This window comes from Paenarthrobacter sp. C1 (genome assembly GCF_049315185.1).
Taxonomy (GTDB): Bacteria; Actinomycetota; Actinomycetes; order Actinomycetales; family Micrococcaceae; genus Arthrobacter; species Arthrobacter nicotinovorans.
This window is the reverse complement of the sequence record NZ_CP186052.1, coordinates 3754578-3780287: the sequence shown is the minus strand read 5'-3', so window position 1 is coordinate 3780287 and position 25710 is coordinate 3754578. Positions and strand designations below refer to the sequence as shown.

Annotated in this window: 27 protein-coding genes; 13 read left to right on the top strand and 14 right to left on the bottom strand. The window is 63.5% G+C overall.

Annotation, left to right across the window (positions count from 1 at the left end):
• Positions 1-3 precede the first annotated feature (3 nt).
• Positions 4-411 carry a PLD nuclease N-terminal domain-containing protein gene (locus ACNAOU_RS17650; RefSeq protein ID WP_275776036.1) on the bottom strand — a complete coding sequence of 136 codons (408 nt, stop codon included), beginning with the start codon at positions 409-411 and terminating at the stop codon, positions 4-6.
• A gap of 87 nt (positions 412-498) precedes the next feature.
• On the opposite strand from ACNAOU_RS17650, the gene ACNAOU_RS17645 reads away from it, so the two are divergent.
• Positions 499-810: a DUF4229 domain-containing protein gene (locus tag ACNAOU_RS17645; protein ID WP_018776963.1), complete on the top strand. Its 312-nt coding sequence runs from the start codon at positions 499-501 to the stop codon at positions 808-810.
• 59 nt (positions 811-869) lie between these two features.
• Here ACNAOU_RS17645 and ACNAOU_RS17640 read toward each other — a convergent pair whose 3' ends face one another.
• The 6 genes from ACNAOU_RS17640 to ACNAOU_RS17615 form a co-directional block, all read right to left on the bottom strand.
• On the bottom strand, positions 870-1751 hold the full coding sequence (locus ACNAOU_RS17640) for a 1,4-dihydroxy-2-naphthoate polyprenyltransferase (RefSeq protein WP_018776962.1): 882 nt from the start codon (positions 1749-1751) through the stop codon (positions 870-872).
• Between the two features lie 52 nt (positions 1752-1803).
• Positions 1804-2943: an AMP-binding protein gene (locus ACNAOU_RS17635; protein WP_422757376.1), complete on the bottom strand. Its 1140-nt coding sequence runs from the start codon at positions 2941-2943 to the stop codon at positions 1804-1806.
• 9 nt (positions 2944-2952) lie between these two features.
• The gene (locus tag ACNAOU_RS17630; protein WP_018776960.1) at positions 2953-3915 is read right to left on the bottom strand and encodes a 1,4-dihydroxy-2-naphthoyl-CoA synthase; all 963 of its coding nucleotides are present in this window, start codon (positions 3913-3915) and stop codon (positions 2953-2955) included.
• A gap of 21 nt (positions 3916-3936) precedes the next feature.
• Positions 3937-4374, bottom strand: coding sequence for a VOC family protein (locus tag ACNAOU_RS17625; protein WP_026267050.1), 438 nt, complete (start codon positions 4372-4374; stop codon positions 3937-3939).
• Between the two features lie 106 nt (positions 4375-4480).
• Entirely contained in the window at positions 4481-5209 is a 729-nt protein-coding gene (locus ACNAOU_RS17620; protein ID WP_422757375.1) for a lysostaphin resistance A-like protein, read from the bottom strand.
• Positions 5210-5261: 52 nt separating this feature from the next.
• Positions 5262-6512 (bottom strand): Nramp family divalent metal transporter, encoded by a 1251-nt coding sequence (locus tag ACNAOU_RS17615; RefSeq protein ID WP_055971229.1) that lies wholly within the window; start codon positions 6510-6512, stop codon positions 5262-5264.
• Between the two features lie 368 nt (positions 6513-6880).
• On the opposite strand from ACNAOU_RS17615, the gene ACNAOU_RS17610 reads away from it, so the two are divergent.
• Positions 6881-8344, top strand: coding sequence for an amino acid permease (locus ACNAOU_RS17610; RefSeq protein WP_275776032.1), 1464 nt, complete (start codon positions 6881-6883; stop codon positions 8342-8344).
• Between the two features lie 115 nt (positions 8345-8459).
• On the opposite strand, the gene ACNAOU_RS17605 is transcribed toward ACNAOU_RS17610, so the two are convergent.
• Complete coding sequence (locus tag ACNAOU_RS17605) at positions 8460-9185, bottom strand: dienelactone hydrolase family protein (RefSeq protein WP_275776030.1); 726 nt, start codon at positions 9183-9185, stop codon at positions 8460-8462.
• 100 nt (positions 9186-9285) lie between these two features.
• Here ACNAOU_RS17605 and ACNAOU_RS17600 point away from each other — a divergent pair, with 100 nt between their 5' ends.
• The 8 genes from ACNAOU_RS17600 (at position 9286) to paaZ (ending at position 16778) form a co-directional block, all read left to right on the top strand.
• On the top strand, positions 9286-9420 hold the full coding sequence (locus ACNAOU_RS17600) for a hypothetical protein (RefSeq protein ID WP_422757374.1): 135 nt from the start codon (positions 9286-9288) through the stop codon (positions 9418-9420).
• Positions 9420-10076, top strand: coding sequence for a pentapeptide repeat-containing protein (locus tag ACNAOU_RS17595; protein WP_018776953.1), 657 nt, complete (start codon positions 9420-9422; stop codon positions 10074-10076). The genes ACNAOU_RS17600 and ACNAOU_RS17595 overlap by 1 nt, the downstream gene beginning before the upstream one ends.
• A 131-nt stretch (positions 10077-10207) precedes the next feature.
• Entirely contained in the window at positions 10208-11434 is a 1227-nt protein-coding gene (locus ACNAOU_RS17590; RefSeq protein WP_422757373.1) for a thiolase family protein, read from the top strand.
• Complete coding sequence (locus tag ACNAOU_RS17585) at positions 11434-12237, top strand: enoyl-CoA hydratase/isomerase family protein (protein WP_422757372.1); 804 nt, start codon at positions 11434-11436, stop codon at positions 12235-12237. Before ACNAOU_RS17590 ends, ACNAOU_RS17585 begins: the two co-directional genes overlap by 1 nt.
• A complete protein-coding gene (locus ACNAOU_RS17580; protein ID WP_422757371.1) occupies positions 12234-13097 on the top strand; it encodes a 3-hydroxyacyl-CoA dehydrogenase family protein in 864 nt (287 codons plus the stop codon). The genes ACNAOU_RS17585 and ACNAOU_RS17580 overlap by 4 nt, the downstream gene beginning before the upstream one ends.
• A 26-nt stretch (positions 13098-13123) precedes the next feature.
• Positions 13124-13726, top strand: coding sequence for a GNAT family N-acetyltransferase (locus ACNAOU_RS17575; protein WP_055971248.1), 603 nt, complete (start codon positions 13124-13126; stop codon positions 13724-13726).
• A gap of 96 nt (positions 13727-13822) precedes the next feature.
• A complete protein-coding gene (locus ACNAOU_RS17570; protein WP_422757370.1) occupies positions 13823-14551 on the top strand; it encodes a tyrosine-protein phosphatase in 729 nt (242 codons plus the stop codon).
• Positions 14552-14678: 127 nt separating this feature from the next.
• The gene (gene paaZ, locus ACNAOU_RS17565) at positions 14679-16778 is read left to right on the top strand and encodes a phenylacetic acid degradation bifunctional protein PaaZ (protein ID WP_039242757.1); all 2100 of its coding nucleotides are present in this window, start codon (positions 14679-14681) and stop codon (positions 16776-16778) included.
• A gap of 512 nt (positions 16779-17290) precedes the next feature.
• Here the strand turns inward: paaZ and ACNAOU_RS17560 are convergent.
• Genes ACNAOU_RS17560 through ACNAOU_RS17550 form a run of 3 tightly spaced genes read right to left on the bottom strand, consistent with a single transcriptional unit; the run spans position 17291 to position 19759 of the window.
• On the bottom strand, positions 17291-17893 hold the full coding sequence (locus ACNAOU_RS17560; RefSeq protein WP_018776946.1) for a TetR/AcrR family transcriptional regulator: 603 nt from the start codon (positions 17891-17893) through the stop codon (positions 17291-17293).
• A gap of 37 nt (positions 17894-17930) precedes the next feature.
• Positions 17931-19280, bottom strand: coding sequence for a phenylacetate--CoA ligase PaaK (gene paaK, locus ACNAOU_RS17555; protein ID WP_422757369.1), 1350 nt, complete (start codon positions 19278-19280; stop codon positions 17931-17933).
• 8 nt (positions 19281-19288) lie between these two features.
• Positions 19289-19759 (bottom strand): hotdog fold thioesterase, encoded by a 471-nt coding sequence (locus ACNAOU_RS17550; protein ID WP_018776944.1) that lies wholly within the window; start codon positions 19757-19759, stop codon positions 19289-19291.
• Positions 19760-19867: 108 nt separating this feature from the next.
• On the opposite strand from ACNAOU_RS17550, the gene ACNAOU_RS17545 reads away from it, so the two are divergent.
• Complete coding sequence (locus tag ACNAOU_RS17545) at positions 19868-20446, top strand: GNAT family N-acetyltransferase (protein WP_018776943.1); 579 nt, start codon at positions 19868-19870, stop codon at positions 20444-20446.
• Here ACNAOU_RS17545 and ACNAOU_RS17540 read toward each other — a convergent pair.
• Together ACNAOU_RS17540 and ACNAOU_RS17535 are read right to left on the bottom strand one after the other, a co-directional pair.
• Positions 20439-21977 carry a putative bifunctional diguanylate cyclase/phosphodiesterase gene (locus ACNAOU_RS17540; RefSeq protein WP_370584107.1) on the bottom strand — a complete coding sequence of 513 codons (1539 nt, stop codon included), beginning with the start codon at positions 21975-21977 and terminating at the stop codon, positions 20439-20441. The two genes, ACNAOU_RS17545 and ACNAOU_RS17540, sit on opposite strands and share 8 nt — an antisense overlap.
• A 17-nt stretch (positions 21978-21994) precedes the next feature.
• On the bottom strand, positions 21995-23047 hold the full coding sequence (locus tag ACNAOU_RS17535; protein ID WP_422757368.1) for a hypothetical protein: 1053 nt from the start codon (positions 23045-23047) through the stop codon (positions 21995-21997).
• A gap of 106 nt (positions 23048-23153) precedes the next feature.
• On the opposite strand from ACNAOU_RS17535, the gene ACNAOU_RS17530 reads away from it, so the two are divergent.
• Positions 23154-23324 carry a hypothetical protein gene (locus ACNAOU_RS17530; RefSeq protein ID WP_162239598.1) on the top strand — a complete coding sequence of 57 codons (171 nt, stop codon included), beginning with the start codon at positions 23154-23156 and terminating at the stop codon, positions 23322-23324.
• A 157-nt stretch (positions 23325-23481) separates the two neighbouring features.
• On the opposite strand, the gene ACNAOU_RS17525 is transcribed toward ACNAOU_RS17530, so the two are convergent.
• Positions 23482-25122, bottom strand: coding sequence for an ATP-binding protein (locus tag ACNAOU_RS17525; RefSeq protein WP_064721450.1), 1641 nt, complete (start codon positions 25120-25122; stop codon positions 23482-23484).
• A gap of 202 nt (positions 25123-25324) precedes the next feature.
• On the opposite strand from ACNAOU_RS17525, the gene ACNAOU_RS17520 reads away from it, so the two are divergent.
• Positions 25325-25708 carry an STAS/SEC14 domain-containing protein gene (locus tag ACNAOU_RS17520; RefSeq protein WP_039242755.1) on the top strand — a complete coding sequence of 128 codons (384 nt, stop codon included), beginning with the start codon at positions 25325-25327 and terminating at the stop codon, positions 25706-25708.
• The last annotated feature ends 2 nt before the right edge of the window (positions 25709-25710 follow it).

The following is a 25710-nucleotide window of genomic DNA, read 5'->3' as shown; positions in this document are numbered from 1 at the left end:
TGCCTACTTCAGCTCGTCGGTATCATGCGTATCCGGCTCACCGCGTTGGGCATCGTCCGTGCCTGATGACGTGTCCCGGAGTTTGCGTTCCTTGGCTTCGAGATCCGCCTTGAGCTTCTTCAGGCGGTCCTCTTCGGCTTGGTTGCGACGGCGGGTCTCCAGATTGCGGAGGAACTCGGGGTCGTCGTCCGGTGCGGTGGGGTGGCGCCTTACGGGGGTGGCCGTGGGCTTGTTGTAGGGACGGCCGAAAATGAACCACAGAACGGCACCCAGCAACGGCAGGACGATCATCACGATGATCCACGCGGTCTTCGAAATGCCGCGGGTCTGGTGCCGGTCAGTGCGTATGACATCCACCAGGGCATAGACGAAGACAACAAGAACGACGACGACGCCTATAACGCGGAGCATGCATCAAGTCTAGTGCCCGGAAGCCGTTCGCTGGACGCCCTCTTTGGGCCGTGACCAGAGTGCAACCATTCGGGCGGCTAAACTTGGATGGTGGCTTTCCTGAAGTATTCCCTCATCCGCCTGGCGCTGTTCGTGCCGTTGTTCATCATCTTCGCCCTTTTGCAGGTGGGTCTGCTGCCTGCGGCCATCTTCGCAGGGCTCATGGCCTTCGCCATCAGCTACCTGTTCTTCCAGAAGCAGCGCGACGAAGCCACGGCGGCGATGCGCGAGCGTTTCTCCGGGCGCGCCAAGCCCATCCGCACCGCCGGCGAGGTTGAAGACGCCGAAGCTGAGGACAGCCTGGTGGAGAAGAACCCGGACATTGCCGTCAATAACGACAAGCGCCCCGGCGCGGCCTAAGAATTGAAACAGCGAACGCCCCTCAGCACATTGCCGGGGGCGTTCGCTTTTTGTGGAGCCTAGAAGCCGCGGCTCAGAATGAGCCCGAGCGAGAACAACAGGCTGTAGCCGAGGTTGATCAGGCCGGTCTGCTTGAGCACCGGGATGAGGCTCTTGCGCTTCTTGCCGTTGACCATCAGCCATGCAGGCATGAGGCAGGCGGGGATCAGCAGGAGCACGATCAACATCCAGGGCTTCGTGGGCGCCAGGACGATCACCAGCAGGATGGACACGGCCAGCATCAGCACGTAGCTTTCGCGGGCATGACGGTCACCCAGGCGGACTGCCAGTGTCCGCTTTCCGGCCGCGGTGTCCGTGGGGATATCCCGTACGTTGTTGGCCATGAGCAAGGCGCAGGCGATGAGGCCGGTACCTATTGCGCCGATGACTGCGGCCAGGCTCACCTGGCCGGCCTGCGTGTAGGTGGTACCCAGGGTGGCCACCAGTCCGAAGAACACAAACACGAACACATCACCCAGGCCCATGTAGCCGTAGGGGTTCTTGCCACCCGTGTAACCCCACGCTGCCAGGACGCAACCGATGCCCACCAGGATGAGCCACCACGTTTGGGTAATGATCACCAGGATGAGGCCGCACAGCATGGCAGCGCCGAACAGGGCGAAGGCCGCCCACTTCACCTGTTCCGGCTTCGCTGCCCCGGAACCGACCAAGCGCAGCGGGCCGACCCGGTCCTCATCGGTTCCGCGGATGCCGTCGGAGTAGTCGTTGGCGTAGTTGACGCCGATCTGCAGCAGAAGCGCGACAAGCGCCGCGAGGATCGCGTTCGGCAGCCGGAAAGCATGGAGCTCGTACGCCGCTGCCGAACCGATCAGGACCGGCGCTATTGCCGCGGGCAGGGTGCGGAGCCGGGCTCCTTGGATCCATTGTGCAGCTGTCGCCACGTGTAGTACCTCGTGTGTTTCGCGTTTGATCTCAGTTGGGGGAAGAACTTGTCTATTGTCCCTGATGCAGATTGGAAAGCTGTTCAATCATGGCCAGCCTGTCCGGTTTTCCGTTCGGCAGCATCAGCAATTCCTTGTCGGCCAACACTGTTTTCGGGGCCAGGACGCCCAGGGCGGCTTCCCGCCGGGCCGTGAAACCCTTGATTCCTTCAGGGCTGGGATCCTCGACGGCCACGTAGGCCGCAACAGCCTGGCCCCATTCCCGCGAGGGGACGCCTGCGACGAAAGCCGCGGTGACGCCGTCGAGCTCTTCCAGCTTGCTCTGGATATACGTGGCGGAGGCCTTGACGCCCCCGGTGATGATGACGTCGTCGGCGCGTCCCAGCACGGTGAGTTTGCCTTCCGGGGACAGTTCACCAAGGTCGCCGGTGACGTACCAGCGCGTACCGTCCTCTTCGAAGAACGCAGCCTTTGACGCGCGGGCAGCATCCAGGTAACCCGCGGCCACCGTGTCGCCGCCCAGCAGGACCCGGCCTTCCAGGTCGCCGTCGCCGATCCGGATTTCGACGCCGTCCAGCGGCTCGCCGTCGTACACGCACCCGCCGCACGTTTCGGCGGAACCGTAGGTGGTGACCACCTTCAGGCCCGCGGCCTGGGCGGCTGCCAGGAGGCCGGGCGACGCCGGTGCGCCGCCCAGCAAGATGGCGTTGAAGCGGCGCAGTACGGCGAGGGTTTCGGGCGCGGGGGAGTCCAGGAGCCGTTGCAGCTGCGTGGGCACCAGGGAGGTGAACCGGATCTTGTCCGTCAGTTCCTCGGCTGCGGCAGTGAAGGCCTCCGGAGTGAAGCCGTTGGTCTGGTCCATCACCCACGGCCGGGTTCCCGCATAAAGGGAGCGGACCAGCACCTGCACGCCGGCCACGTACTGCAGGGGCAGCGCGAGCAGCCACTGGCCTTCGCCGCGCAGTGCCATGGCGGTCGCCACCGACGACGCCGCGAGGGCATCGACGGTCAGGATAGTTGCCTTGGGTGTTCCCGTGGAACCGGAGGTGCGGACCACCACTGCGGCATCCTCGACGCCGGTCTCCACCGGCACCGCCCGGGGTTCGCCGTTTTCATCCAAGACGATTTCGACGGCGGGACCCTCACCGTGGAGGGCAGCCATCAGGGCTTTGAGGACAGGATCGACGTTCACGGAGGAGTCCTAGAAGTAGTAGGGGAAGCTGGACCAGTCGGGATCCCGCTTTTGGAGGAACGCTTCCTTGCCTTCCACAGCCTCGTCCGTCATGTACGCCAGGCGGGTGGCTTCGCCCGCGAAGACCTGCTGCCCGGCCAGTCCGTCGTCGGCCAGGTTGAACGCGAATTTGAGCATGCGGATGGCCTGCGGGGATTGGCGGGCGATGTCGGCGGCGTACTCGAGGGCGACTTCTTCGAGGCGTTCGTGGTCCACGGCCTCGTTGACGGCACCCATCCGGACCATGTCCTCGGCGGAGTATTCGCGGGCGAGGAAGAAGATTTCCCGCGCGGCTTTCTGCCCGATCTGGCGCGCCAGCAGCGCAGAGCCGTATCCGGCGTCGAAACTTCCTACCGTGGCGTCCGTCTGCTTGAACTTGCCGTGTTGGCGGGAGGCGATGGTGAGGTCGCTGACCACGTGCAGGGAGTGCCCGCCGCCGGCCGCCCAGCCGTTGACGACGGCGATGACCACCTTGGGCATGGTCCGCATGAGCCGCTGGACTTCCAGGATGTGGAGGCGGCCTGCACGGGCGGGGTCTATGAATTCAGCAGAGTCTCCTGGGGCGTCTTCTACTGCGTACCTGTAACCGTCGCGGCCACGGATCCGCTGGTCGCCACCGGAACAGAACGAATGTCCGCCGTCCTTTTCGGACGGCCCGTTCCCGGTGAGCAGCACGGTGGCGACGTCCGGTGTCATCCGGGCGTGGTCCATGGCCCGGTAGAGCTCATCGACTGTGCCGGGACGGAACGCGTTGCGGACCTCGGGACGGTTGAACGCGATACGGACTGTGGGGAGATCCTTGACCGTGCCGTCCGCGGACCGTTCGACCTGCCGGTGGTACGTCATGTCCTTGAAGTCGTCGAAACCCGAAACCGTGCGCCAGCGCGAGGGGTCAAAGATGTCGGAAACCTTGGCAGGGAGATCGTTGTTCACAGTCCGAGTCTAGTAATGGCCTTAGCTGATGCAGAACTCGTTGCCTTCGGGGTCGGCCATGGTGTGCCATTCCTGGGGTCCCTGGCGGGCGGTCCAGAGGTGTTTGGCGCCGCGGGCTTCCAGCTCCTTGCGCACGACGTCCTTGTCCCGGCCGTCCAGGCGGACGTCCCAGTGCACCCGGTTCTTGACGGTCTTGGGGTTGGGATCGGTCTGGAAGAGGATACGGCGGCCTGTTTTGGGATCGGTGTCTTCGGCGGGCACGATCGCACACCCTTCGGCCCAGACGAGTTTGCCGTTGTGGGTGATGGTCTGGTCTTCGGTGGCGAATCCCTGCTCGATCATGGACCGGATGAACGCCTCGTCCTGGGGTTCGACGGTCCATTCGAGGGTCTCGGCCCACCAATCGGCGAGTTCGTGGGGCTTCCTGCAGTCGACGGCTACCTGGATGTTGAGTGTCATGCCCACCAAGCTATTCCGACGGCGGGTGGCTGGGTAGCGCAATGCGGTCAACTTCCGTCCGGGTTACCCGAGCGGGGGGACAGTGCGCGTAGAGATTTGCTGTCCCTTAGTTGGACAGGAGCTCGGGCGGGACCGCGTAGATCAGCACCACCGCCATGAGGTTCTTGGCCGCGTGCACGAAGTAGGAAAACATCAGGTTCTTGCCTGTCCAGACATAGACGGCCACCAGCACCGCGGCCATTCCCAGATAGGGCGCCAAGGCTGAAAGCACCAGTCCTTCGCGGCCCACCACATGGATGGACGCGAAAACCACCACGGAGATCACGCAGCAGATCCAGATGTTCACATGCTGCGACAACTTGCCGATCAGGAGATGGCGGAATAGGTACTCCTCAACAAACGGCCCCAGAACCACCAGCAGGGGCACCATCAACCAGGCCGGAACGTGCTGCAGCAATCCCTGGATACCCAGTTGGTTCTCGGAGCTTTGGGCAGTCCCGAACGCGGCGACGAGCAGAGCCGTCAGGATAAGCATCACCACGATCGCGAGGGGAATCATGCCCAAGGTGAACCACGGACGCGTCCCCAGGATCTTCAGGTCACGTCCCGCCACACGCCAGGCTGACGCCACGGCAAATATTCCGACGCCGGCATAGAAGACCGCGTTGACGGCATAGGACGCTGTGGCCGGGTCGGGAAACAGCTGAAGCATCAGCCGTTCGACTGCTTCCCCGCTGACCGTGAAGTAGACGGTGAACCCGAGATAGACGGCTACGGCCAAGGCATCCAGGGCAGTGAATCTGTACAAAGGTGCCTTGGTGTGAAGAGTGCCCATGGCTCCAGCCTAGCTTTGCTGCCTGATGCTCCGGATCAGGCCAGGCCGGATATCAGGACTGCCCTGTGAGGGTGAGCGTGATGAGGACACAGTTCAAACCGACGATCAGCACGGCACTTGTCCAACCCGCGATCTTCAGCGGCATGCCGTCGGTGTGGAGGCCCATGACATCCTTCTTGCCGGTGAGCCGGATCAGGGGAATCAAGGCGAAAGGAATACCGAAGCTGAGCAACACCTGGCTCAGCACCAGGGCGAGTGTCGGCTCAATCCCGGCACCCAGCACGATCAGTGCGGGAATCAGGGTGATGACGCGGCGGGTGAGCAGGGGAATACGGACTTTGAGGAGGCCGCCCATGATGGTCGCGCCGGCATAGCAACCAACCGAAGTGGACGCCAGTCCGGATGCCAGCAAGCCGATGGCAAAGATCACGCCGATGGCCGGGCCCAGGGCGGACGTCACCGCGGCGTGGGCTCCGGCGATAGTGTCCGTGCCTTCTATGCCGCGCAGGCTGGAGGCGGCAAGAAGGAGCATCGAGATGTTGACGACCCCGGCCAGGAGCAGGGCGCCGACGACGTCCGTGCGGGTGGCGCGGATCAGCTTTGTCCGGATGACGGGGTCCGGGGAGAAACCGTGCCGGTCGCGGGCAAGGGCCGAGTGGAGGTAGATCGCGTGGGGCATCACGGTGGCGCCCAGCATGCTCGCTGCCAGAAGGATGGTGTCCGTACCTTCAAAACGCGGAACCAGCCCGCCAAGGGCGCTCCCCGCATCCGGGGGATTGACGAACAGCCCGGACACGAAGCCCACGGCGATGATCCCCAGGAGAACCAGGATGGCGTACTCGAAGGAGCGCTGGCCCCGCCGCGACTGCAAGGCCAAAAGCAGCATGGAGGCGATGCCGACGATCACGCCACCGGCAAGCAGCGGAATTCCGAACAGCAGGTTCAAGGCCACGGCTCCACCGATGACTTCCGCCATATCCGTGGCTCCGGCAACAACTTCAGCTTGCAGCCAATAGAGGCGCCGGCGCTTGTTGCCGAGCCGCTTGCCAAGAATCTCAGGGAGGCTCATTCCTGTGGCGAGGCCGAGTTTGGCTGACTGGTACTGGACCAGGACTGCCATGGCGTTCGCTACAACCAGGACCCAGACCAGCAGGTAGCCGTAGTTGGCACCGGCCGTGAGGTTGGCTGCGACGTTTCCCGGATCCACGTAGGCGATCGCAGCAACGAAGGCAGGTCCCAGGAGCAGGAGCCGGGACCATACTTTGCCGGGGGTGGCACGTGTTTCCAGGGTGGGTGCAGCCATTGGGGTTCCTCATCGTTGGGGGTACTCACTACGAGGATAGCGAAATTTAGGCATACCGAAAAGTTTTATTTAGGCAATCCATTGGAGAACCGAAATCCGGGGTCGGAGATGGCCCATCCAGCGGATAAATATGGGCCATATCCGACCCCGCGTGGCTTCCGGAGAAAGGGGTGCTGTTGCCTGCGTCACGGGCATTCCGGTTAATCCCGTAAGATAGACGGGTTGCGCGAAGCTTCGGCGTTCTGCGTTCTTTGTCACACTTCGGGATCCTCAAAGCGGGAAAGCTCGAATTATGTGTGCCAAAGCCGCCCGTGTCCCGGCACTGGGCGAAACCCCTACAGCAATACCCCAACCCACAAGGAACAGCTGTGCCGCAAAGTACTCCCACAGATCTCCAGAGCCCCAAGGCCTCATCCACAGCCGCAGGCTCTACCCTCAGCGCCGAGGGATACAAAAAGACCCTGAGCCGCCGCCACGTCACCATGATCGCCATGGGTGGCGCCATCGGCGTCGGCCTCTTCATGGGTGCCGGTGGCCGCCTGGCCTCCACGGGCCCGGCCCTCATCTTCTCCTACGCCATCGCCGGCGTCATCGCCTACCTGCTGATGCGCGCACTCGGTGAGCTCATCATGTACCGCCAGACATCTGGCTCCTTTGTGAGCTACGCCGGCGAAATGTTCGGCAAGAAGGGCGCCTTCCTCTCCGGTTGGATGTACTTCATCAACTGGGCCATGACGGGCATTGCCGAACTCATCGCGATCGGACTGTACTTCCAGTTCTTCTTCCCCAACGTTCCGATTGAACTGTCCGCCATTGCCGCATTGGTGCTGTTGGTGGCTGTGAACCTGTTCAGCGTCAAGGCGTTCGGCGAGTTCGAATTCTGGGCGTCCTGCCTCAAGGTCGCAGCAATCGTGATCTTCCTGGCCGTTGGCACGTTCATGGTTGTCACCAACGCCAAGGTGGGCGACGGCCATGCGTCAGTTGCCAACCTCTTCCACGAAGACGGCGGCATGTTCCCCAAGGGCGGCCTGGTGATGATCCTGGTCCTCAACGCCGTGATCTTCGCTTACAACGCCATTGAACTCGTCGGCATCACCGCAGGTGAGATGGAGAACCCGGAACGCGAAGTTCCCAAGGCGATCCGCGCCGTCGTATTCCGCATCGTTGTCTTCTACGTCGGTTCGGTGACGCTGCTTGCCATGCTGCTGCCGTCCGACCAGTACGTCGCCGGCACCTCGCCGTTCGTTACCGTGTTCGGCCAGATGGGACTTGGCTGGATGGGCGATGTCATGAACATGATCGTCATCACCGCCGCGCTGTCCTCCTGCAACTCCGGTCTCTACTCGATCGGCCGTATCTTCCGCACCATGGCCAACAACGGCCACGCCCCGCAGTGGCTCACCAAGATGTCCACCCGCCATGTGCCGTACGCGGCCATCCTCGCGATCGGCGGCGTGTACCTCGTTGGCATCCTGCTCAACATCTGGCTGGGTGGCTCGCACGCCTTCGACCTCGCACTGAACACGGCCTCCATCGGCGTGATCTTCACGTGGGGTTCCATCTTCGCCAGCCAGATCGCGCTTCGTAAGAAGCATGGCAAGGTCTCCAGCCTCCCCATGCCCGGTTCGCCGTGGACCAGCTGGCTGGGTTTGGTCGCCCTGCTTGCCATCACTGTGCTGATCGGTTTCGACACCATGACCGACAAGGCAACAGGCGAGGTCTTCCTGCTGGGCCTGTGGACCCTTGCCACCATTCCGTTCTTCGCCCTGGTGCTGTGGCTCGGCTGGCAGAAGGTCAAGAACAACCAGCCGAAGAGCGAGCTTTTCAGCTGACGCTTATGAGCTGACAGAGGCTCGACGACGGGCGCCCCCTCCAGTGATTGGTTCACCGGAAGGGGCGCCCGCCGTCGTTTCGGCCCGCTTTTGCCCGAATCAGCTTTTGCCCGGGTCAGCCTGCCAAGTGCTTCGCGAAATGCTCTTCGATGCGCCGCCATGCTTCCGGGGCGGAGGCTGGATCGGGTTTGATGCCCATGACCCGCGTCAGGGGGCGGAGCAGCTTCGGTCCCACCGGGGCGTCGTTCATGAAGGCGTGGCCCGCCGTCGGAAATTCCTTGACGTCATGCTCAATGCCGAGGCTGTTGAGGGCCTGATCCAGCTTTGCGGCGGCTCCGGGCAGGGTGCGGTCCTTACCGCCGTAATTGGCAACCACCGGACACGCGCCTTGGAGGGCGTTATGCAGGTCCCGCGGGAGTTGGCCGTAGTTCACGGCCGCGGCGTCAAAACCATCGTTTGCGGCGAGTAACGCGAAAGCGCCGCCCATGCAGAAGCCGATGACGCCCACCTTGCCGGTGCACCTGTCATCGTTGCGCAACCACTCTTTGGCGGTGGCCACATCGGTGAAAGCCCGGCCCTCGCCCGAGAGCATAGAGCGCATGGTGGCGACGAGGCAGCGCCTTGCACCGCCGTCGCTGTACAGATCCACCGCGAGTGTCAGGTAGCCCGCCGTCGCCAGCCGGTCAGCCTGGCGACGCATCACATCATCCAATCCAAAGGCTTCGTGGATCATCACCACCCCGGGAAACGGACCCTCGCCCGGGGGCTCGGCCAGGTATCCCTTGAGGGACACTGAGCCTCCCGCTGCTTTGCTCTGTCCGCTCAAATCGATGGTGACCATGGGGTGGCCTTTCGGTGTGGTTTCCAGCGCCGGCGGTGGTTTGGCAGGGTTGCTGATCCCCGGGGACGGTTTTGTCGGCGCCCGGGGATAGGCTCGAAGCATGGAACCAGCCACCACTTTGACGCAGCATATCAACGCCGGACCGGAGCAGGCCCGGGCCGGCTTGCCGGATCTTCCGCCGGACATCGGGACCACCGCTCCAGCGGCGATTGCAAGAAAAGCGGAGGCGCTCTGATGGCGGCTGCGAAGGTGGCGGCCCCCAAGATCTCCCCGGTGCGGTTGGATGAACTGCGCGACGACGACGCCCCGGACTTCCAACGCGGCGAACGGTACGACGGCGTCCGGCTCACCCGGGTCTCGGCGGACGGGGAGGAACTGAGCGGCGCGGATTTCATTGAGTGTGAATTCAACGGTGTGTCCTTCAACGAGGCACAACTGCGGGGAGCGACGTTCCGTGAGTGCATCCTGGCTGAGCCGTACGCGCCCGTGTTCATGGCTGCGCGTACGTCCTGGCAGGATGTCGAGATCACCAATCCCCGATGGGGTTCGGCCGAACTTTATGAGGGCAACTGGCGCTCGGTCCGAATCGACGGCGGCAAGCTGGACTACGTGAATCTCCGTGGTTCCAAGCTCATGGATGTCCAGATCTCCGATTGCATCATCAACGAACTCGATCTCGGTGGATGCACGGGAACGCGGGTGGCGTTGAAGAACTGCACCATCGGAACCCTTGATGTGACGGGCGCCAAGCTCAAGGACGTGGATCTGCGGACATCGGAGTTTCGGGGAATCAATGGTTTGGCCGGGCTGGCGGGGGCGGTTATCGACGATTACCAGTTGAGCTTGATGGCGCCGTTGTTGGCCGGTCATCTCGGAATCCGGGTGGTCTGAGCGGGGTGGTAGGCGGTCCAGCGGGCAGCTTCATCTGTTGACCCTCCCGCTGGGCCGTGTAATCTTTATAGAACGAACGGTCGGTATATTATTCGAGGCCGGTCCCTTTCACTTTCGCGAAGGATGTTCTCATGGTCGAGGCTTTTCTTGTTGGCGGCGCACGGACGCCTGTGGGTCGCTATGGTGGGGCGCTGTCCTCAGTCCGCCCCGATGATCTCGCCGCATTGGTGGTCCGGGAAGCTGTGGCGCGTGCCGGCGTCGACCCTGACTCGATTGATGAGGTGATCCTCGGCAACGCCAACGGCGCCGGGGAGGAAAACCGCAATGTTGCCCGAATGGCAACCCTCCTTGCCGGGCTTCCCCTCCACATCCCGGGCATTACGGTCAACCGGCTCTGCGCTTCCGGATTGAGCGCCATCATCATGGCCAGTCAGATGATCAAATCCGGTGCCGCGGACATCGTGGTTGCCGGCGGCGTCGAGTCCATGAGCCGTGCGCCGTGGGTCCAGGAGAAGCCGACCACGGCCTTCGCCAAGCCTGGCCAGATTTTTGATACCTCCATCGGCTGGCGCTTCGCCAACCCGCTCTTCACCAAGGGCGAGCTGTCGCGCGACGGCAAGATGACCTACTCAATGCCGGAAACTGCCGAGGAAGTCGGCCGTGTGGACAATATCTCCCGCGAAGACGCCGACGCGTTTGCCGTTCGGTCGCACGAGCGTGCGCTGGCAGCCATCGCCGGCGGACGGTTCAAAGATGAGATCGTTCCCGTCACCGTGAAAACGCGGAAGTCCGTGGCCGTGGTGGACACGGACGAAGGCCCCCGGGAAGGAACCACCATGGACGTCCTTGCCGGATTGCGCCCCGTGGTTCCCGGTGGATCGGTGGTCACCGCCGGGAACTCCTCCACCCTCAACGACGGCGCTTCGGCCATCATCGTCGCCTCCGAAGCCGCCATCAAGAAGTTCGGCCTCACACCACGCGCCCGCATCATCGACGGCGCCTCAGCCGGCTGCGAGCCCGAGATCATGGGCATCGGTCCCGTCCCTGCCACCCAAAAGGTGCTGGCCCGCACCGGGCTCAGCGTCGACCAGCTCGGTGCCGTGGAACTCAACGAGGCTTTCGCCACCCAGTCCCTCGCCAGCATGCGTCGCCTAGGACTTGACCCTGAAATCGTCAACAACGACGGCGGTGCCATCAGTTTGGGACACCCCCTCGGTTCCAGCGGCTCAAGGATCGCCATCACACTGCTGGGCCGGATGGAACGCGAATTGGCCTCGGCGACGGGACCGAAACTCGGCCTGGCCACCATGTGCATCGGCGTGGGCCAAGGCACGGCAATGCTGCTGGAAGGCGTGTAATGGCACTGAATCCTAAAGACTTCACTACGCTCCTGCTCGAAGAACGCGACGACCGCCTGACCGTTCTGCTGAACCGCCCCGAGGTCCGCAACGCGATCGACCAGAAAATGGTGGACGAGCTTCATGCGGTGTGTGCCGAGCTGGAGCGGAACCCCAGAATACTGATCATTGCCGGTACCGACGGTGTGTTCGCCTCCGGTGCCGATATCGGCCAGTTGCGTGAGCGGCGCAGGGACGACGCTTTGCAGGGCATCAACTCCACGATCTTTGTCCGCATCGCCAAGCTGCCCATGCCCGTCATCGCTGCGTTGGATGGTTACTGCCTGGGCGGCGGCGCTGAGTTGGCATACGCTGCCGATTTCCGGATCGGCACCCCGAGCGTGCGTATCGGCAACCCGGAAACCGGATTGGGCATCATGGCCGCTGCCGGCGCCACCTGGCGTCTCAAGGAACTCGTCGGGGAACCGAAAGCCAAGGAGATCCTCCTGGCCGGGGCGGTACTGCGGGCTGAAGAGGCGCTGCGGATCAACCTCATTACCGGGATCTACGAAGCTCCCGAGCTGATGGATGCGGCCCATGCCCTGGCAGACCGGATCGCCCGCCAGGATCCGATGGCCGTGCGCATCACCAAGTCGGTGTTCCACGCGCCGGCGGAGGCCCATCCCGTGATCGACACCCTCGCCCAGGGGATCCTCTTTGAGTCCCAGGCGAAGTTCGACCGCATGCAGGCATTCCTCGACAAGAAGTCGGCCAAAGCTTCGCAAGACTCCGACGCTTCCACGCAGGACAGGACGCAGAAATGACCACAGTATCCGCAATCCCGCACGTCATAGGTGTCCTCGGCGGAGGCCGGATGGGCGCCGGCATCGCGCACGCCTTCCTCACCAAAGGTGCCACGGTCATTGTGGTGGAACGCGACCATGAGGCTGCAGCCGGTGCGCACTCCCGGGTAGCCGACGCCGTGGCCAAATCCGCAGCGCGTGGCACCCTCACTGAAACAACCGACGAGGCAATGTCGCGCTTCAGTACCTCCACGGACTATGAATCCTTCGTCCACTGCGGCCTGGTGGTGGAAGCCGTCCCAGAGGACTACGACCTCAAGGTCACGGCGCTCAAGGCCGTGGAGGACCACCTGTCTGCCGATGCTTTCCTGGCCTCCAACACGTCGTCGCTGTCTGTCACAGGACTCGCCAACGAACTTCGCCGGCCTGCAAACTTCGTCGGGCTGCACTTCTTCAACCCTGTTCCCGCATCCACCCTCATCGAGGTGGTGCTGGCCAAGGAGACGTCTCCCGAACTCGCTGAAGCGGCAAAAAGCTGGACGGAGGCACTCGGCAAGACCGCCGTCGTCGTCAATGACGCTCCGGGCTTTGCATCCTCACGGCTGGGGGTGGCCATAGCCCTGGAAGCGATGCGCATGGTGGAAGAGGGCGTGGCGTCCGCGGAGGACATCGATGCCGCGATGGTTCTCGGCTACAAGCACCCCACGGGCCCGTTGAAGACCACGGACATTGTCGGGTTGGACGTGCGGCTTGGCATTGCCGAGTACCTGCAGTCCACGCTGGGCGACCGTTTTGCTCCGCCACAGATCCTTCGGGACAAAGTGGCGCGGGGCGAGCTGGGCCGCAAAACGGGCAAGGGCTTCTTCGACTGGAACGACTAAGCGCTGGGTCCGGTTAGGCTATCCGGGTGACTTTCATTGAACCCATTACCCTGACCGGAAAGTTCGTGACCCTTGAGCCGTTGAGCCAGGAACACCACGATGGCCTGGTGGATGCGGCCCGCGACGGAGATCTGTGGAAGCTTTGGTACACCTCCGTTCCGACGCCGGAGGGCATGGCTGCGGACATCGAGCGTCGCCTTTCATTGCAGGAGGCCGGCTCCATGCTGCCGTTCGCCACGCGCTCCAAAGCCACGGGCAAACTGATCGGCATGACCACGTACATGAACATCGACGCCGCGACCCCTCGCGTGGAGATCGGTTCCACCTGGAACGCGGCGTCGGCGCACGGTACAGGAACCAACCCGGATTCCAAGCTGCTGCTGCTGCGGCACGCCTTTGAAGCCCTGGGCTGCCCGGCCGTGGAATTCCGCACGCACTGGCTGAACCACCAGTCCCGTGAAGCCATTGCCCGGCTCGGCGCCAAGCAGGACGGGGTTCTCCGGAACCACTCCCGCACCAAGGACGGCGTGCTTCGCGACACAGTGGTGTTCTCCATCCTTGAGCACGAGTGGCCGGCTGTGCGTAACGGTCTCGAGTACCGGCTGGCCAAGTACGGCGCCGAGGGGTGAGCTTTCGGCGGTAAGCGCCCGCGGTTGGTCCCGAGAGCTCACTCCTCGGCGCGCAGGCGGTCCCTTCCGGCCCGTCAATGTGCTTAGCTGGCTGCTATGGACGGGACTTCTTCAACGCACCAAAGTGTCCACTGGGATGGCGCTGTCAACGCCTGGAAGATCGCCGGCGACGTGTACCGGATGGGTCGCCACGAATGGGTCAGCGGGGACGGTTGGCAGCAAATGTACGACGACGGCGTCCGCACCGTGATCGACCTCCGCGCCTCGCGCGAGCGGCGGCAACGCGACACGGATCCTGAGGTGCCGGACGATGTGAAGGCGCGCATCGACGTCGTCCATTGCCCCACGGAAGACCCGGACCACAGCCAATTCAGTGAGCTGTTCGGCCCGTACCTGAGGGATCCAGCCCAGTACGGCGACTATCTGCAGCTGTTCGGGGAGAAGGTCGCCGCCGTCTTCAAAGCCATCGCTGCCTCACCGGGCAAAGTGGTGGTGCACTGTTCTGCCGGGAGGGACCGGAGCGGAATGATCGCCCTGATGCTGCAGCGGCTCGCGGGGATGGACGATCAGGAAATCCTTGCCGGGTATGAGCTTGCTGCCCGCGGGATCAATGAGCGGCACCGGACCCATGGGGCGCCCCACGCACATGATCCGTATCTTCCCGACGAGCAGCTCGAGGCCATGTTGGCTGAACGCTTGGCGGCTTTGCGGAGCTTCCTGGCTTCGCTTGATGTTGCCGGATTCCTCACGGACAACGGGCTTTCTCCGGAGGAGCTGGGCGCGGTCCGGGCCAAGGTGGGAGCCGGGGCGGGCTTCTCCGCTTGAAAAACAACTGCTGTACTCGCCGGGGGATTCATGTACCCTGTATATATTACCGAACGGCCGGTCAGTAATGTTGGCTTCAGTCATCTGACCGTGCCGATTTCCTGTGCCTTGGAAGGACCCGTCGACGATGACCACTACCGCAGTCGCCCCGGAAACCACAGCCGTTGCCACCGTCCCCAGCTACGTCCAGGATGCCTGGTGGACCCCGGCCCCCGATGCCAAGAAGGTTCCTGTTCGCGACGCCAGCACCGGAGAAGTCCTGGCGAACGTGAGCACCGACGGCCTGGACCTGGCCGCCGTCGTGCATTTCGCGCGGACCACCGGCCAGGCTGAACTCGGGAAGCTGACGTTCCACCAGCGCGCGCTCAAGCTCAAAGAGCTTGCCATGTACCTCAACGGGCGCCGTGAAGAGCTGTACGCGTCGTCCTCGCAGAGCGGCGCCACCAAGATCGACAACATGATCGACATCGACGGCGGCATCGGTGTCCTATTCACCTTCGGTTCCAAGGGCCGCCGCGAACTCCCGAACTCGCAGGTCATTGTCGACGGCCCGATGGAGGTGCTCTCCAAGGACGGCTCGTTCGCCGGTGAGCACATCTACACCCGCATTCCAGGCGTCGCTGTTCAGATCAACGCCTTCAACTTCCCCGTCTGGGGCATGCTGGAAAAGTTCGCCCCAGCGTTCCTGGCCGGCGTTCCCACCATCGTGAAGCCTGCCACGCCCACCGGCTATGTGGCCGCTGACGCCGTCAGGGCAATCGTCGAGTCCGGCATCCTCCCGGCCGGTTCCCTGCAGCTGATCTCAGGGTCTGCCCGGACCATCCTGGACGAACTCGACTACCGCGACCTCGTTTCCTTCACGGGCTCGGCATCCACCGCCAACTCCCTCAAATCCCATCGGAACGTGGTGCAGGGCGGTGTCCGCTTCACCTCCGAGACCGACTCGCTCAACGCAGCAATCCTTGGCCCCGACGCCGTTCCCGGGACCCCTGAATTCGATGCCTTCGTCAAAGCCGTCGTCACCGAGATGACCGTCAAGGCCGGCCAGAAGTGCACTGCCATCCGCCGCGTCATCGTTCCCCAGGAGTTGACCGCTGACGTCGCGGCCGCCGTCGGAGCCCGCATCAACGAACGCGTCGTACTCGGCGACCCGCGCGCCGAGGGCGTCACCATGGGCGCCCTGGCTTCCCTCGAACAGCTCGCCGACGTCCGCGCGGCCGTGCAGTCAATGCTCGACGCCGGAGGTGAGCTTGCGTACGGATCCCTCGATTCGCCGTCGGTCACCTCCGTTGGAGGCACCGTAGGAGTTGTGGAGGACGGCGCGTTCATGTCGCCCGTGCTCCTCAGCTGGGCAGACGCCGAAGCCGAAGAAGTCCACTCCCTGGAAGCCTTCGGGCCGGTTTCTTCCGTGCTCGGGTACTCCGACCTTGCCGACGCCATCCGCTTGGCAGCCCGCGGCTCAGGCTCGCTGGTGGCTTCCGTGTGCACCAACGATCCCGCTGTCGCCCGCGAACTGGTGACAGGAATCGCAGCCCACCACGGCCGCGTGCACATGCTCAACCGCGAAGACGCACGCTCCTCCACCGGACACGGCTCGCCGGTGCCCCACCTGGTCCACGGCGGTCCGGGCCGCGCCGGCGGTGGCGAGGAACTGGGTGGCATCCGTTCCGTCCTGCACCACATGCAGCGCACGGCCATCCAAGGTTCGCCGAACATGCTCACCGCGGTCACTGGCCAGTGGCACACCGGCGCCGACCGCAACTTCACTGTGGAAACAGAAGGTGAGCACCCGTTCCGGAAGCACCTTTCGACCCTCCGCATTGGTGACGCCGTCCGTTCGGAACTGCGGGAGGTCAGGCTTGAAGACATCACCGCCTTCGCGAACTCCACGGGCGACACCTTCTACGCGCACACCAACCAGGAAGCCGCCGAAGCCAACCCCTTCTTCCCGGGCATCGTGGCCCACGGCTACTTGCTGCTGAGCTGGGCCGCGGGGCTGTTCGTGGAGCCCGCGCCGGGTCCCGTGCTGGCCAACTACGGCCTGGAGAACCTGCGCTTCATCACCCCGGTCGCAGCCGGCGACTCCATCCGCGTCACACTGACGGCCAAGAAGATCACCCCGCGTGAGACCGACGAATACGGCGAGGTGGCGTGGGACGCCGTCCTGACCAACCAGAACGACGAGATCGTGGCCACCTACGACGTCCTGACCCTCGTGGAGAAGTAACCCTTCCTCACGTTCCTTGGGTTTGGTCGTGACGCTTGCTCACGTTCCGCGTGTTTGGTGGTGTTGCTTGCTCACATTCCTAGGGTTTGGTGGTAACCCTTCCTCACGTTCCTAGGGTTTGGTCGTGACGCTTGCTCACATCCCGCGTGTTTCGTCGTGACGCTTGCTCACGTTCCTAGGGTTTGGTGGTAACCCTTCCTCACGAACGAAACGCCTTCTCACATCGTGGGATGGCGTTTCGTTTTGTGCCTGCGCGTCTATGGGCATTGCACGACGACGGCACCTGGCGCGCATGCCACGCCCACCTTTGGGGAAGGTGGCAGCCTGGAGGGTGCCGGGTGTGATGGAGCGTTGGCATCAAACACGTGGGGTGTGATGGAGCGTTGGCATCAAACACGTGGGGTGTGATGGAGCGTTGGCAACGAAGGGCGTGGGGTGTGATGGAGCGTTGGCATCAAACACGGGGGGTGTGAGGGAGCGTCGGCATCAAACACGCGGGATGTGCGGGAGGGTCAGGCTGCGGTGTGGAGTCCGTCGAAGGCCATGGTGATGACGTCGTCCGCGAGCTTCTCAGGGGACAGGGAACCGCCGGGCTTGTACCATTCCACGATCGAGTTGATGGTGCCGAACAGGAGTCGTGTGACCGTCCGGGGATCGATGTCCTGGCGCAGGGAGCCGTCCTCGCGGGCGGCGGAAATCAACTCAGCCACCTTGTGGTCGAATGCGCGCCGGCGTTCCAGTGCGTCCCGTTCGATCTCCGTGTTTCCGCGCAAACGCAGCAGCAGGGTCACAAACGGCAAGCGGTCCACAAGCACCGCTATGGTCTGCCGCAGCACGAACTCGAGCCGCGCATCAGCAGGTCCGGACGTTGCTGAGGGCTCCTCCAGGATGGCCTCAAGACCACCCAGTGCGTGGTCCAGGGCGAGCTTCAGCAGATCGCCCTTGGACGGCACGTGGTGATAGATGGCTGACTTGGAGATCCCGAGGTTCTCGGCCAGGATGCCCATGGACGTGGCGTCGTACCCGTGGCGGTTGAAGACGTCGACGGCGATGCGGAGCACCGACTGCTGGTCATAACCGGGCCGTCCGCGCTTGGTGGTGGTCTCAGTAGGCATGCTGGCATTTTCTCACGATCTCAACCGGGGAAGGCGCTCAGCCCTTGGGCCGCATGTCGTAGATCCGGCGGAGCTTGCCGTTGGACCGCTCAAGCGAGCCCGGCTCCACAACGTCGACTACGCAGGATGACCCGACGTGAATCTTGATCTGCTCCCGCAAGGTGTGGGCCGCCGTCGTGCCGGCATCAACGGTGACGTTTTCGCGCCGCTCAATCTTCACGGTCAGCGAGTCCATGCGCTTGCCCTCTGGGCGCGTGATTTCAAGCTGGAAGTGGGGGCTGAGCTCGGGTATGCGGAGTGCGATTTCTTCGATCTGCGACGGGAAGAGGTTCACGCCACGGAGGATGATCATGTCGTCGCTGCGGCCGGTGATGCGGCCCATGCGGCGGTGCGCGGGACGTGCGGTGCCGGGCAGCAGGCGGGTGAGGTCCTTGGTGCGGTACCGGATGATCGGCAGCGCTTCCTTGGTCAACGAGGTGAAAACGAGTTCGCCCGGTTCGCCGTCGCCCAGGACCGTGGAGTGATCGAACGGGTCGATGATTTCGGGGCGGAAGTGGTCTTCCCAGATGTGGCAGCCGTCCTGCGTTTCAACCGCTTCACCCGCAACTCCCGGACCCATGACTTCGGAGAGCCCGTAAATGTCCGAGGCTTTGATGTTCATGGTGACTTCGAGTTCGTGCCGCATTTCCTCTGTCCACGGCTCTGCGCCGAGCACTGCGTATTTGAGGGAGGTGGACGTGGGATCGATTCCCATGTGCGCCATGGCGTCGGCGATGGTGAGCAGGTAGGTGGGTGTGGCCAGGATGGCGTCCGGCTTGAAGTCCTGGATGAGCTGGATCTGGCGTTCTGTCTGGCCGCCTGACATGGGGATGACGGTGCAGCCGAGCGCTTCGGCGCCGGCGTGCGCGCCCAGGCCGCCGGTGAAGAGGCCGTAGCCGTAGGCGTTGTGGACTTTCATGCCGGGGCGGACGCCGGAGGCGCGGAAGGACCGGGCCACCAGTGTTGCCCAGCTGGCGAGGTCGTTCTTGGTGTAGCCCACGACGGTTGGCCGTCCGGTGGTGCCGGAGCTGGCGTGGATGCGTGCCACCTGGTCCTGCGGGACGGCGAACATGCCGAACGGGTACTCCAGACGGAGGTCTTCCTTGGTGGTGTACGGGAACTTGCCAAGGTCGCTCAGTTCGCGGAGGTCCGACGGGTGCACGCCGGCTTCATCAAACTTGCGCTTGTACAGCGGTACGCGATCGTAGGCGTAGGCCACCGTGTGCTGGAGGCGGGTGAGCTGGAGTGCCTCGAGTTCGTCGCGGGAAATGGTCTCTTCACGGTCCAGCACGGGAGAACCGGCTTCGGACGTGTTGGCGGTGGGTGCGGCCACGGTGTTCTGCGTCATTGGAGTTCCTACTTCTTGGAGATGGTACGGCTGCGGCCACGGAACTCAGCAATGAGTTCGCCGGTCTCTGCATCGGATGCTGTGTCCGGTGCGGCGTCGGGGGAGGCCGCGAAGATCTGGATGTCGTACAGTCCGCTGCGTCCCGTGCTTGCGCGGCGGTTTGCGACGGCGGTAATCACCTGGCCCTGGTAGGCCGGCTTGATGAAGTTGATGTCGACGCCGGAGGCCACCGTGATGGAGGCCGCCTCCTCGGGTGTCGGGTTGGCCGGGTTGCAGGCCAGTGCGAAGGCGGTGTCGCCGAAGGCAAAGATCATTCCGCCGTGGGCCATGCCGAATCCGTTGAGCATCTCCTGCCGGAGGTGCATGCGGATTGTGGCGTGGCCGTCGTCGAGCTTGAGGACCTCGATACCCATCCATTCGGACGCGTAGTCGTTCGTAAGGATGTGGTGCGATGCACCGGAGAGGGTTGTTTCAACCATGCGTCATTGCCTCCAGCTTTATTTACCGAATGTTCATTAGGTAATCCCAGATCGCGCCACGTGTCAAGACTGGGCCACTATTCGTCCCGGCCTAGTAGCCTCATGTGCATGCCCGAAATTGAGCTCCCGATTGTCACCGACCGCCTGATCCTGCGCCGTTTCGGTGTGGAAGACCTTGAACGCTTCCACGAATACCAGGCCCTCCCGGAAACAGCCCGCTTCCTGTTCCGCCACGAACTCACCAAGACCAAGTCCATGGAGGTCCTGGGCCGCTACGCCAACTTCGAGTTCAACCAGGAAGGGGATTGGGTGTGCCTGGCCATTGAGCGCCAGGACCAGCCGGGCCTGGTAGGCGAGGTCGTGCTGAAATGGCTGGAAGGCACCGGGCAGGGCGAGCTTGGCTGGATCCTGCACCCGGATGCCCGTGGCCACGGATACGCCACGGAGGCTGCCGAAGCCGTCCTGCGCCTGGCGTTCGAGCAGTTGTCCTTCCACCGCGTGGACGCCAAGCTCGATGCCCTCAACGAAGGCTCGGCGGGGATCTGCCAGCGGCTCGGGATGCGTTTGGAGGCAACCTTGGTGGACAACTGGCACTACAAGGGCCAGTGGGCTACGGAGAACATCTACGCAATCCTGGACTCGGAGTGGCGCAACCGGCACCGCCCGTGGACCCGCAGCGTCAGCTGACCGGCCACGTGTTGTGGTGCTTCAGCTGCTCGGTCAGTTGTGCCTCGGCCAGCGGCCTGCTGAAGTAGTAGCCCTGTCCGCTGGTGCAGCCAATGCCCAACAAGTACTCGGCCTGCTCCGCGGTTTCGATGCCTTCCCAGACGGCATTCAGCCCGCATGCCCGGATCAGCTGCAATACCGCTGCCAGGAGGGCAGGCTGGGAAGGATCGCTGCCCAGTGCTGACAGGAGTGTCCGGTCCACTTTCACGGTGTCGACGGGCAACTGCCGCAGGTAGCTGATGGACGAATAGCCCGTGCCGAAGTCATCGATCTCCAGCCCTACCCCCAAACGGCGCAGGCTGTTGAGGGTGTATCGATCCAGGTCGTTTCCCTGGATGACGGCGCTCTCGGTCAGCTCCAGCACCAGGAGCGAGGGGTCCAGGTCTGCCTCAGAGAGCGCCTCCCGCACGTCTTCCACGAACTCCAGCCGCTGCAGATCCGCCGCCGAAACGTTGATGCGCATGCTGAAGCGGTGGCGTCGGGTCAGGGGGTCGGTTCGCCATTGCTTCAATTGTTCGACGGCGGTGCGGAGCACCCAGCCGCCCAGATCGGAGATCATTCCCGTTTCTTCGGCGATGGGGATGAACTCATCGGGCATGATGAGTCCACGGGTGGGGTGGTTCCAACGGACCAGGGCCTCCACGCCTTCGATTTCCCGGGTGTCCAGCCTGACGATGGGCTGGTAGTGGAGCACCAGCTGGGAACCGGCGATTGCCTCCTTGAGTTCGCCGATCAGTTGGTTGCGCATCTGCCGCGCGTGCAACATGGCCGGTTCGAAGATCTTCAGTCGTCCACGGCCGTCGGATTTGGACTCGTACATGGCGATGTCCGCCTCCATCATGAGTTCCTCCGCGCGCTGGCCGGGGTCGGCCATGCGCAGGCCCATGCTGGCACCGCACCGTAGGTGCTGGCCTTCGATCTCCATGACCTCTACGACGGCGGCGAGGATGCGGTTGCCGATGGCGGCGGCTTCGCTGGGGCTTACCCCAGGGATCAGAACCGCGAATTCGTCACCGCCCATCCGTGCCACCATGTCCTGTTCCCGGACCGCCCCGCTGATCCTCCCGGCTACGGTCTCCAGGACTTTGTCGCCGATGGTGTGGCCCAGGGAGTCGTTGATGGCTTTGAAACCGTCCATGTCCAGCAGCAGGATGGCCGCCCTCTTCTTGCCGTCTGCCTCCCCGGCCTGTGCTTCGTTGAGCGCGGCAGCAAAGGCCGAACGGTTGTGAAGGCCCGTCAAGGGATCGGTCATGGCCATGCGGCGCATTGCGAGGTGGGCTTCGTTGAGCTGCTGGGTACGGGCCTGCACCCGCTGTTCCAGCTCCTCGTAAACAATCTGCAGGTCTTCGGCAAGGAGGTTCGTGCCCATGATGACGGCGTCGATCTCATCGCGCGCTTCGGAGACCTCCACCCGGGTGCTCAGGTCTCCTGCAGCGAGCCGGACGATGCCTTCGAGGAGCAGCTCCAAGCGGGGATCGTTCCCGGAATACATGCTTGCCTCGGCCACAACTAAACCTTGCGTGGCCCGTCCTGCAGTTCAACAGTCTTCTGCAAGTAGTCGCGAACCGCCGCACTGCGCTCGGGCAGTGCTGCTTGGTCAAAAAGCTTTGCTGCGACTTCGCATGCTGCCAGGCCGTCGTCCGTCCGGCCGGAGTCCAACAGGGCCCGGGCCAGGAGGGAGTGCGCTTCGGCCGCGGTTTGGGTGGCCAAGATGGAGGAGCGGGCACTCAACGGCTCAAGGATGGCCAGGGCCTCCTTCATTTGGCCGTTGAGGAAATTCCAGTGGGCGCGGACCAGTGACATTTCCAGGTGGTCCCGCTCTGAGCCGCCCACAATATCGGTGGCGAGCTCGGCCCGTTCGATGCAGCGCAAGGTGGCGGCGTCGTCGAGCTTGGCCTGGAGCCGCATTTCCGCCGAGGCGCGGTTGAAGCGTGCCCACAGATCGACGTCTTTCGACGGCGAAAGCCGTTCCGCGGCAAGGTCGTGATATCTGCCGCCATCGGCCACCCGGTCGGCCAGGAACGCTACGTTTCCTATGACCCAATAGCCTTTGCCTGCGGTGTCTTCGTCAATGTCGTCGGTGATCAACGTTTCCAGGACAAGGCATTCGCGCCAGGCGTCATCCAGGAGCCGGCTTTCTGCCAGGGCTGCAATAAGCGCACGCTGGGCCAGGATCTGCACGTACAGCAAATCGGAGTCCAAGGACGCGAGTTTCGCGGCATCGGCTGCGGTGGTGGCAGCCTCCGCGAGCCGGCCCAGTCCTTGGTATGCCACGGCCACCATGGTTCCCGCTTTCGCGCCGAGCTCGGGGGAAGTGGCTGTGAAGCTGTGGTCCTTCAGCTCTGTGGCCAGTTGAAGGTATTCCTCGATCCGTCCCCGGTCACGGAGGCATTCGGCCTGCAAATAGCGCATGTCCCACCAGGAATGGTCGTCCCCGGCGTCCGAGGCCAGCTCCGCGGCTTCACCCGCAAGCCTGAAGGCCTCGTCGAAATCCCGTTCCTTCCATTTGGCACGGGCCGTGAGACCGGCCACGAGGTGCGAGGCGAGGTGGGGACTATTCATGTGCCCATTATCCATGTCATTGCCGGAGAAAAGCTCGTATAGTTTGCCCCGTGACTTTATTCAAGTCACAGTCAACAATTCGCATCAGTACGAAAGGGCATAGCGGATGAAAAAATTTGCGGCAACCCTGCTCATGGCGGCAGTTCTGGCAGTAACGGGATTCGCTGCTCCGGCTAATGCCGAGCCTTCGCAGGACAGCACGGCGATCGGCTGGTGGCCGAACAGCACCACCACAACCAAGACGAACACCACCAGCATCGGGTGGTGGCCGAACTAAACATTGGGGGAGCCTCTCAAGGCCACTTGACATAAAATTGATGCCCCGGGCCGCTGCCTGGGGCATCAATTTTTGTTTCAAATTATGTCGCGCATTAGTGACGGCCCGGGTGTGGTCCGGCTGAGCCATTGACAGGGCTGTCACAGGGCCTCGAAACCTAAGGTCCGCCGACGGGCAGCTCCACGGACACCGTGGTCCCGGAGCCGAGGGTGGAGTCAAACACCATGCGTCCCATGTGGCGGCTGATGATGTCATGTGCGATTGCCAGGCCCAGGCCGCTGCCGGGAACTGCTGCCGAGGTGGCATTGGAAGCGCGGTAGAAACGGGTCAGGATATGGGGGAGATCGTGTTCCGGGATACCAAGGCCGTTGTCTGCGATCTTTACCAACGCTGCCCGGCCGCCATCCTTGGAAGAGGACACGGCGCTGCTGATGCCCACCCGGCCGCCCTCGGGGGTGAACTTGATGGCGTTGGCCACGATGTTCGTGAAGACCTGTTCCAGCTTTGCCTCGTCCGCGGTGACTTCGATGTCCTCGGGGCCCTCCGTGACAGACACCGACACGTGGCGGGACTCTGCCAGCGGCCTCAGCGTCGCCACGACAACCTGGAGGAGCTTGGCGATGTCCACCGGTTTGAGGTCGAGGTTGCTGCCGTCCTGCATCGAAACCGTCAGCATGTCCTCAATGAGCTTCCGCAGGCGGCTGGAGTTCCGGGCTATGACGTCCAGCATCCTGTTGATGCCCTCGGGAACCGGGCCACCTGAACCGTCCTGGATCATGTCCAGGTAGGCCGTGATGGAGGTCAACGGGGTGCGAAGCTCGTGGTTCACGGTGGCCAGGAAGTCAGTCTTGGCCTTGTCCAGTTGCCGCAGCTGGTGCAGGACACGCTGCTGTGCGCTGATGAGGTTTCCCTGGATGAGTCCGTGCGCAACGTTTCCGGCCACGTGCTGCAGGAGTGCGATTTCGGGCCGGGTCCATTCGTGCCGGTCCTCCACTGTGGAGAGCAGGATGATGCCCATGGCCGATGCGCCCTCGCCCACAGGCAGCAGCACTGTAGAGACGGGGTTGAGTTCGTTGGACCAGGTTTTCAGGGCCTGGGCGATGGCCGAGTCGGGGTCCTCACGGTGGTCGGTAATGGCCAGCACATCTGCCGCAGCCCATAGTTTGTTGGCCACCTCCATGATGGCGCCCTCACTGCCGCCCAGCCTTGCCGGAAGCATCTGGCGTCCCGGGCGGCTCCATTGGGCGCGGATGCTGGGGACCCGTTCATCCTGGAACGTCGCGAACCAGACGTGGTCCACACCCAGGGCGTCGCCGAAACCCTGGACGACGTGGTCTGCGATCAGCTGGGGGTCGTTCGTTTCCCGGATCGCTGACGAAACTCCCCGCAGGCTCTCGCGCAAGGCCTCGACCTCGCCCCGGGAGCGCGCGCGTTCCTTGGAGCGGCCGATCAGGGTTTGCACCCGATGGACAATTTCGCCCCCGCGGACCGGGCTCATGACGTAGTCGGCAACCCGCCATGACTCCACGGCTTCCACATCCAGCGATTCGTCTTCACCGAGGAGGAGCAGGACCGGGACCCCGGGATTGCGGAGGGACTGCCCGAGCGTGCTTTCCGCTACCACTACCGCGGGGCGCTCGTGCTGGAGCAGCGAAGCGATTTCGCCGGCGTCCTTGGCAGGAAGAACGCGGAAGCCCGCGGCGGCGAGGGCCGCCGATGTCACGGCCGAGCGGTCCGCATCGGAATCTGCGACCACGGCGGAAAGGGAATGCTGTACTTCGGCATTGTCCTGGCCCACTGAGCCCCTTCCCTTCAACGCTTAACCACGTAAATTCCGGATGTGGCAACACCCTATCAGCGGCGTGGGGGCGTACGGACGCCACGCAGCAAACGGGCTGGATGAGTCGTGGGTCACGCCTTTACATTGTCCTTCGGATTCGACAGCCTTGAAGAAGCACCGAAGCCCACTGCCTGTGGCCCAGAATCGGATGAGGAGCATCGTGGACCAACCCGCCACACCGCCGGAACACCAGCAGGTGATGTTTGAGCTGGAGCTTGAAGAGTCCGGAATTCTGCGTCTTACCTGGCCTCGCGGCGCCAGGATCAAGGAAGGGGACGCACAGCGGGCCATGGATCGGGTCAACGAGCTGTGCGGCCAGGAACGCCACCCCATGATTGTGGACATGGCAACCACGGACGACGTCACGCGCGGCGCCCGCTCCGTCTTCGCCAAACCCTGCCAGGCCAACAGGATCGCCCTTTGGGGTTCGTCGCCGGTGGACCGGGTCATTGCCAATTTCTTCCTGGGCATCATGAAGCCGCCGTGTCCCACCAAATTCTTCACCTCCGAAACAGAAGCGCTGGAGTGGCTGGTGCAGGGATAAGG

Coding starts and splice junctions, on each gene's coding strand:
- ACNAOU_RS17550 (WP_018776944.1), bottom strand. CDS start 19,759: ATGGTTGAAACAACCCTCTCCGGTGCATCGCACCACATCCTTACGAAC.
- ACNAOU_RS17580 (WP_422757371.1), top strand. CDS start 12,234: ATGACCACAGTATCCGCAATCCCGCACGTCATAGGTGTCCTCGGCGGA.
- ACNAOU_RS17645 (WP_018776963.1), top strand. CDS start 499: ATGGTGGCTTTCCTGAAGTATTCCCTCATCCGCCTGGCGCTGTTCGTG.
- ACNAOU_RS17615 (WP_055971229.1), bottom strand. CDS start 6,512: ATGGCTGCACCCACCCTGGAAACACGTGCCACCCCCGGCAAAGTATGG.
- ACNAOU_RS17650 (WP_275776036.1), bottom strand. CDS start 411: ATGCTCCGCGTTATAGGCGTCGTCGTCGTTCTTGTTGTCTTCGTCTAT.
- paaZ (WP_039242757.1), top strand. CDS start 14,679: ATGACCACTACCGCAGTCGCCCCGGAAACCACAGCCGTTGCCACCGTC.
- ACNAOU_RS17595 (WP_018776953.1), top strand. CDS start 9,420: ATGGCGGCTGCGAAGGTGGCGGCCCCCAAGATCTCCCCGGTGCGGTTG.
- ACNAOU_RS17530 (WP_162239598.1), top strand. CDS start 23,154: ATGAAAAAATTTGCGGCAACCCTGCTCATGGCGGCAGTTCTGGCAGTA.
- ACNAOU_RS17540 (WP_370584107.1), bottom strand. CDS start 21,977: ATGTATTCCGGGAACGATCCCCGCTTGGAGCTGCTCCTCGAAGGCATC.
- ACNAOU_RS17605 (WP_275776030.1), bottom strand. CDS start 9,185: ATGGTCACCATCGATTTGAGCGGACAGAGCAAAGCAGCGGGAGGCTCA.
- ACNAOU_RS17545 (WP_018776943.1), top strand. CDS start 19,868: ATGCCCGAAATTGAGCTCCCGATTGTCACCGACCGCCTGATCCTGCGC.
- paaK (WP_422757369.1), bottom strand. CDS start 19,280: ATGACGCAGAACACCGTGGCCGCACCCACCGCCAACACGTCCGAAGCC.
- ACNAOU_RS17585 (WP_422757372.1), top strand. CDS start 11,434: ATGGCACTGAATCCTAAAGACTTCACTACGCTCCTGCTCGAAGAACGC.
- ACNAOU_RS17570 (WP_422757370.1), top strand. CDS start 13,823: ATGGACGGGACTTCTTCAACGCACCAAAGTGTCCACTGGGATGGCGCT.
- ACNAOU_RS17625 (WP_026267050.1), bottom strand. CDS start 4,374: ATGACACTCAACATCCAGGTAGCCGTCGACTGCAGGAAGCCCCACGAA.
- ACNAOU_RS17600 (WP_422757374.1), top strand. CDS start 9,286: ATGGAACCAGCCACCACTTTGACGCAGCATATCAACGCCGGACCGGAG.
- ACNAOU_RS17620 (WP_422757375.1), bottom strand. CDS start 5,209: ATGGGCACTCTTCACACCAAGGCACCTTTGTACAGATTCACTGCCCTG.
- ACNAOU_RS17535 (WP_422757368.1), bottom strand. CDS start 23,047: ATGAATAGTCCCCACCTCGCCTCGCACCTCGTGGCCGGTCTCACGGCC.
- ACNAOU_RS17560 (WP_018776946.1), bottom strand. CDS start 17,893: ATGCCTACTGAGACCACCACCAAGCGCGGACGGCCCGGTTATGACCAG.
- ACNAOU_RS17590 (WP_422757373.1), top strand. CDS start 10,208: ATGGTCGAGGCTTTTCTTGTTGGCGGCGCACGGACGCCTGTGGGTCGC.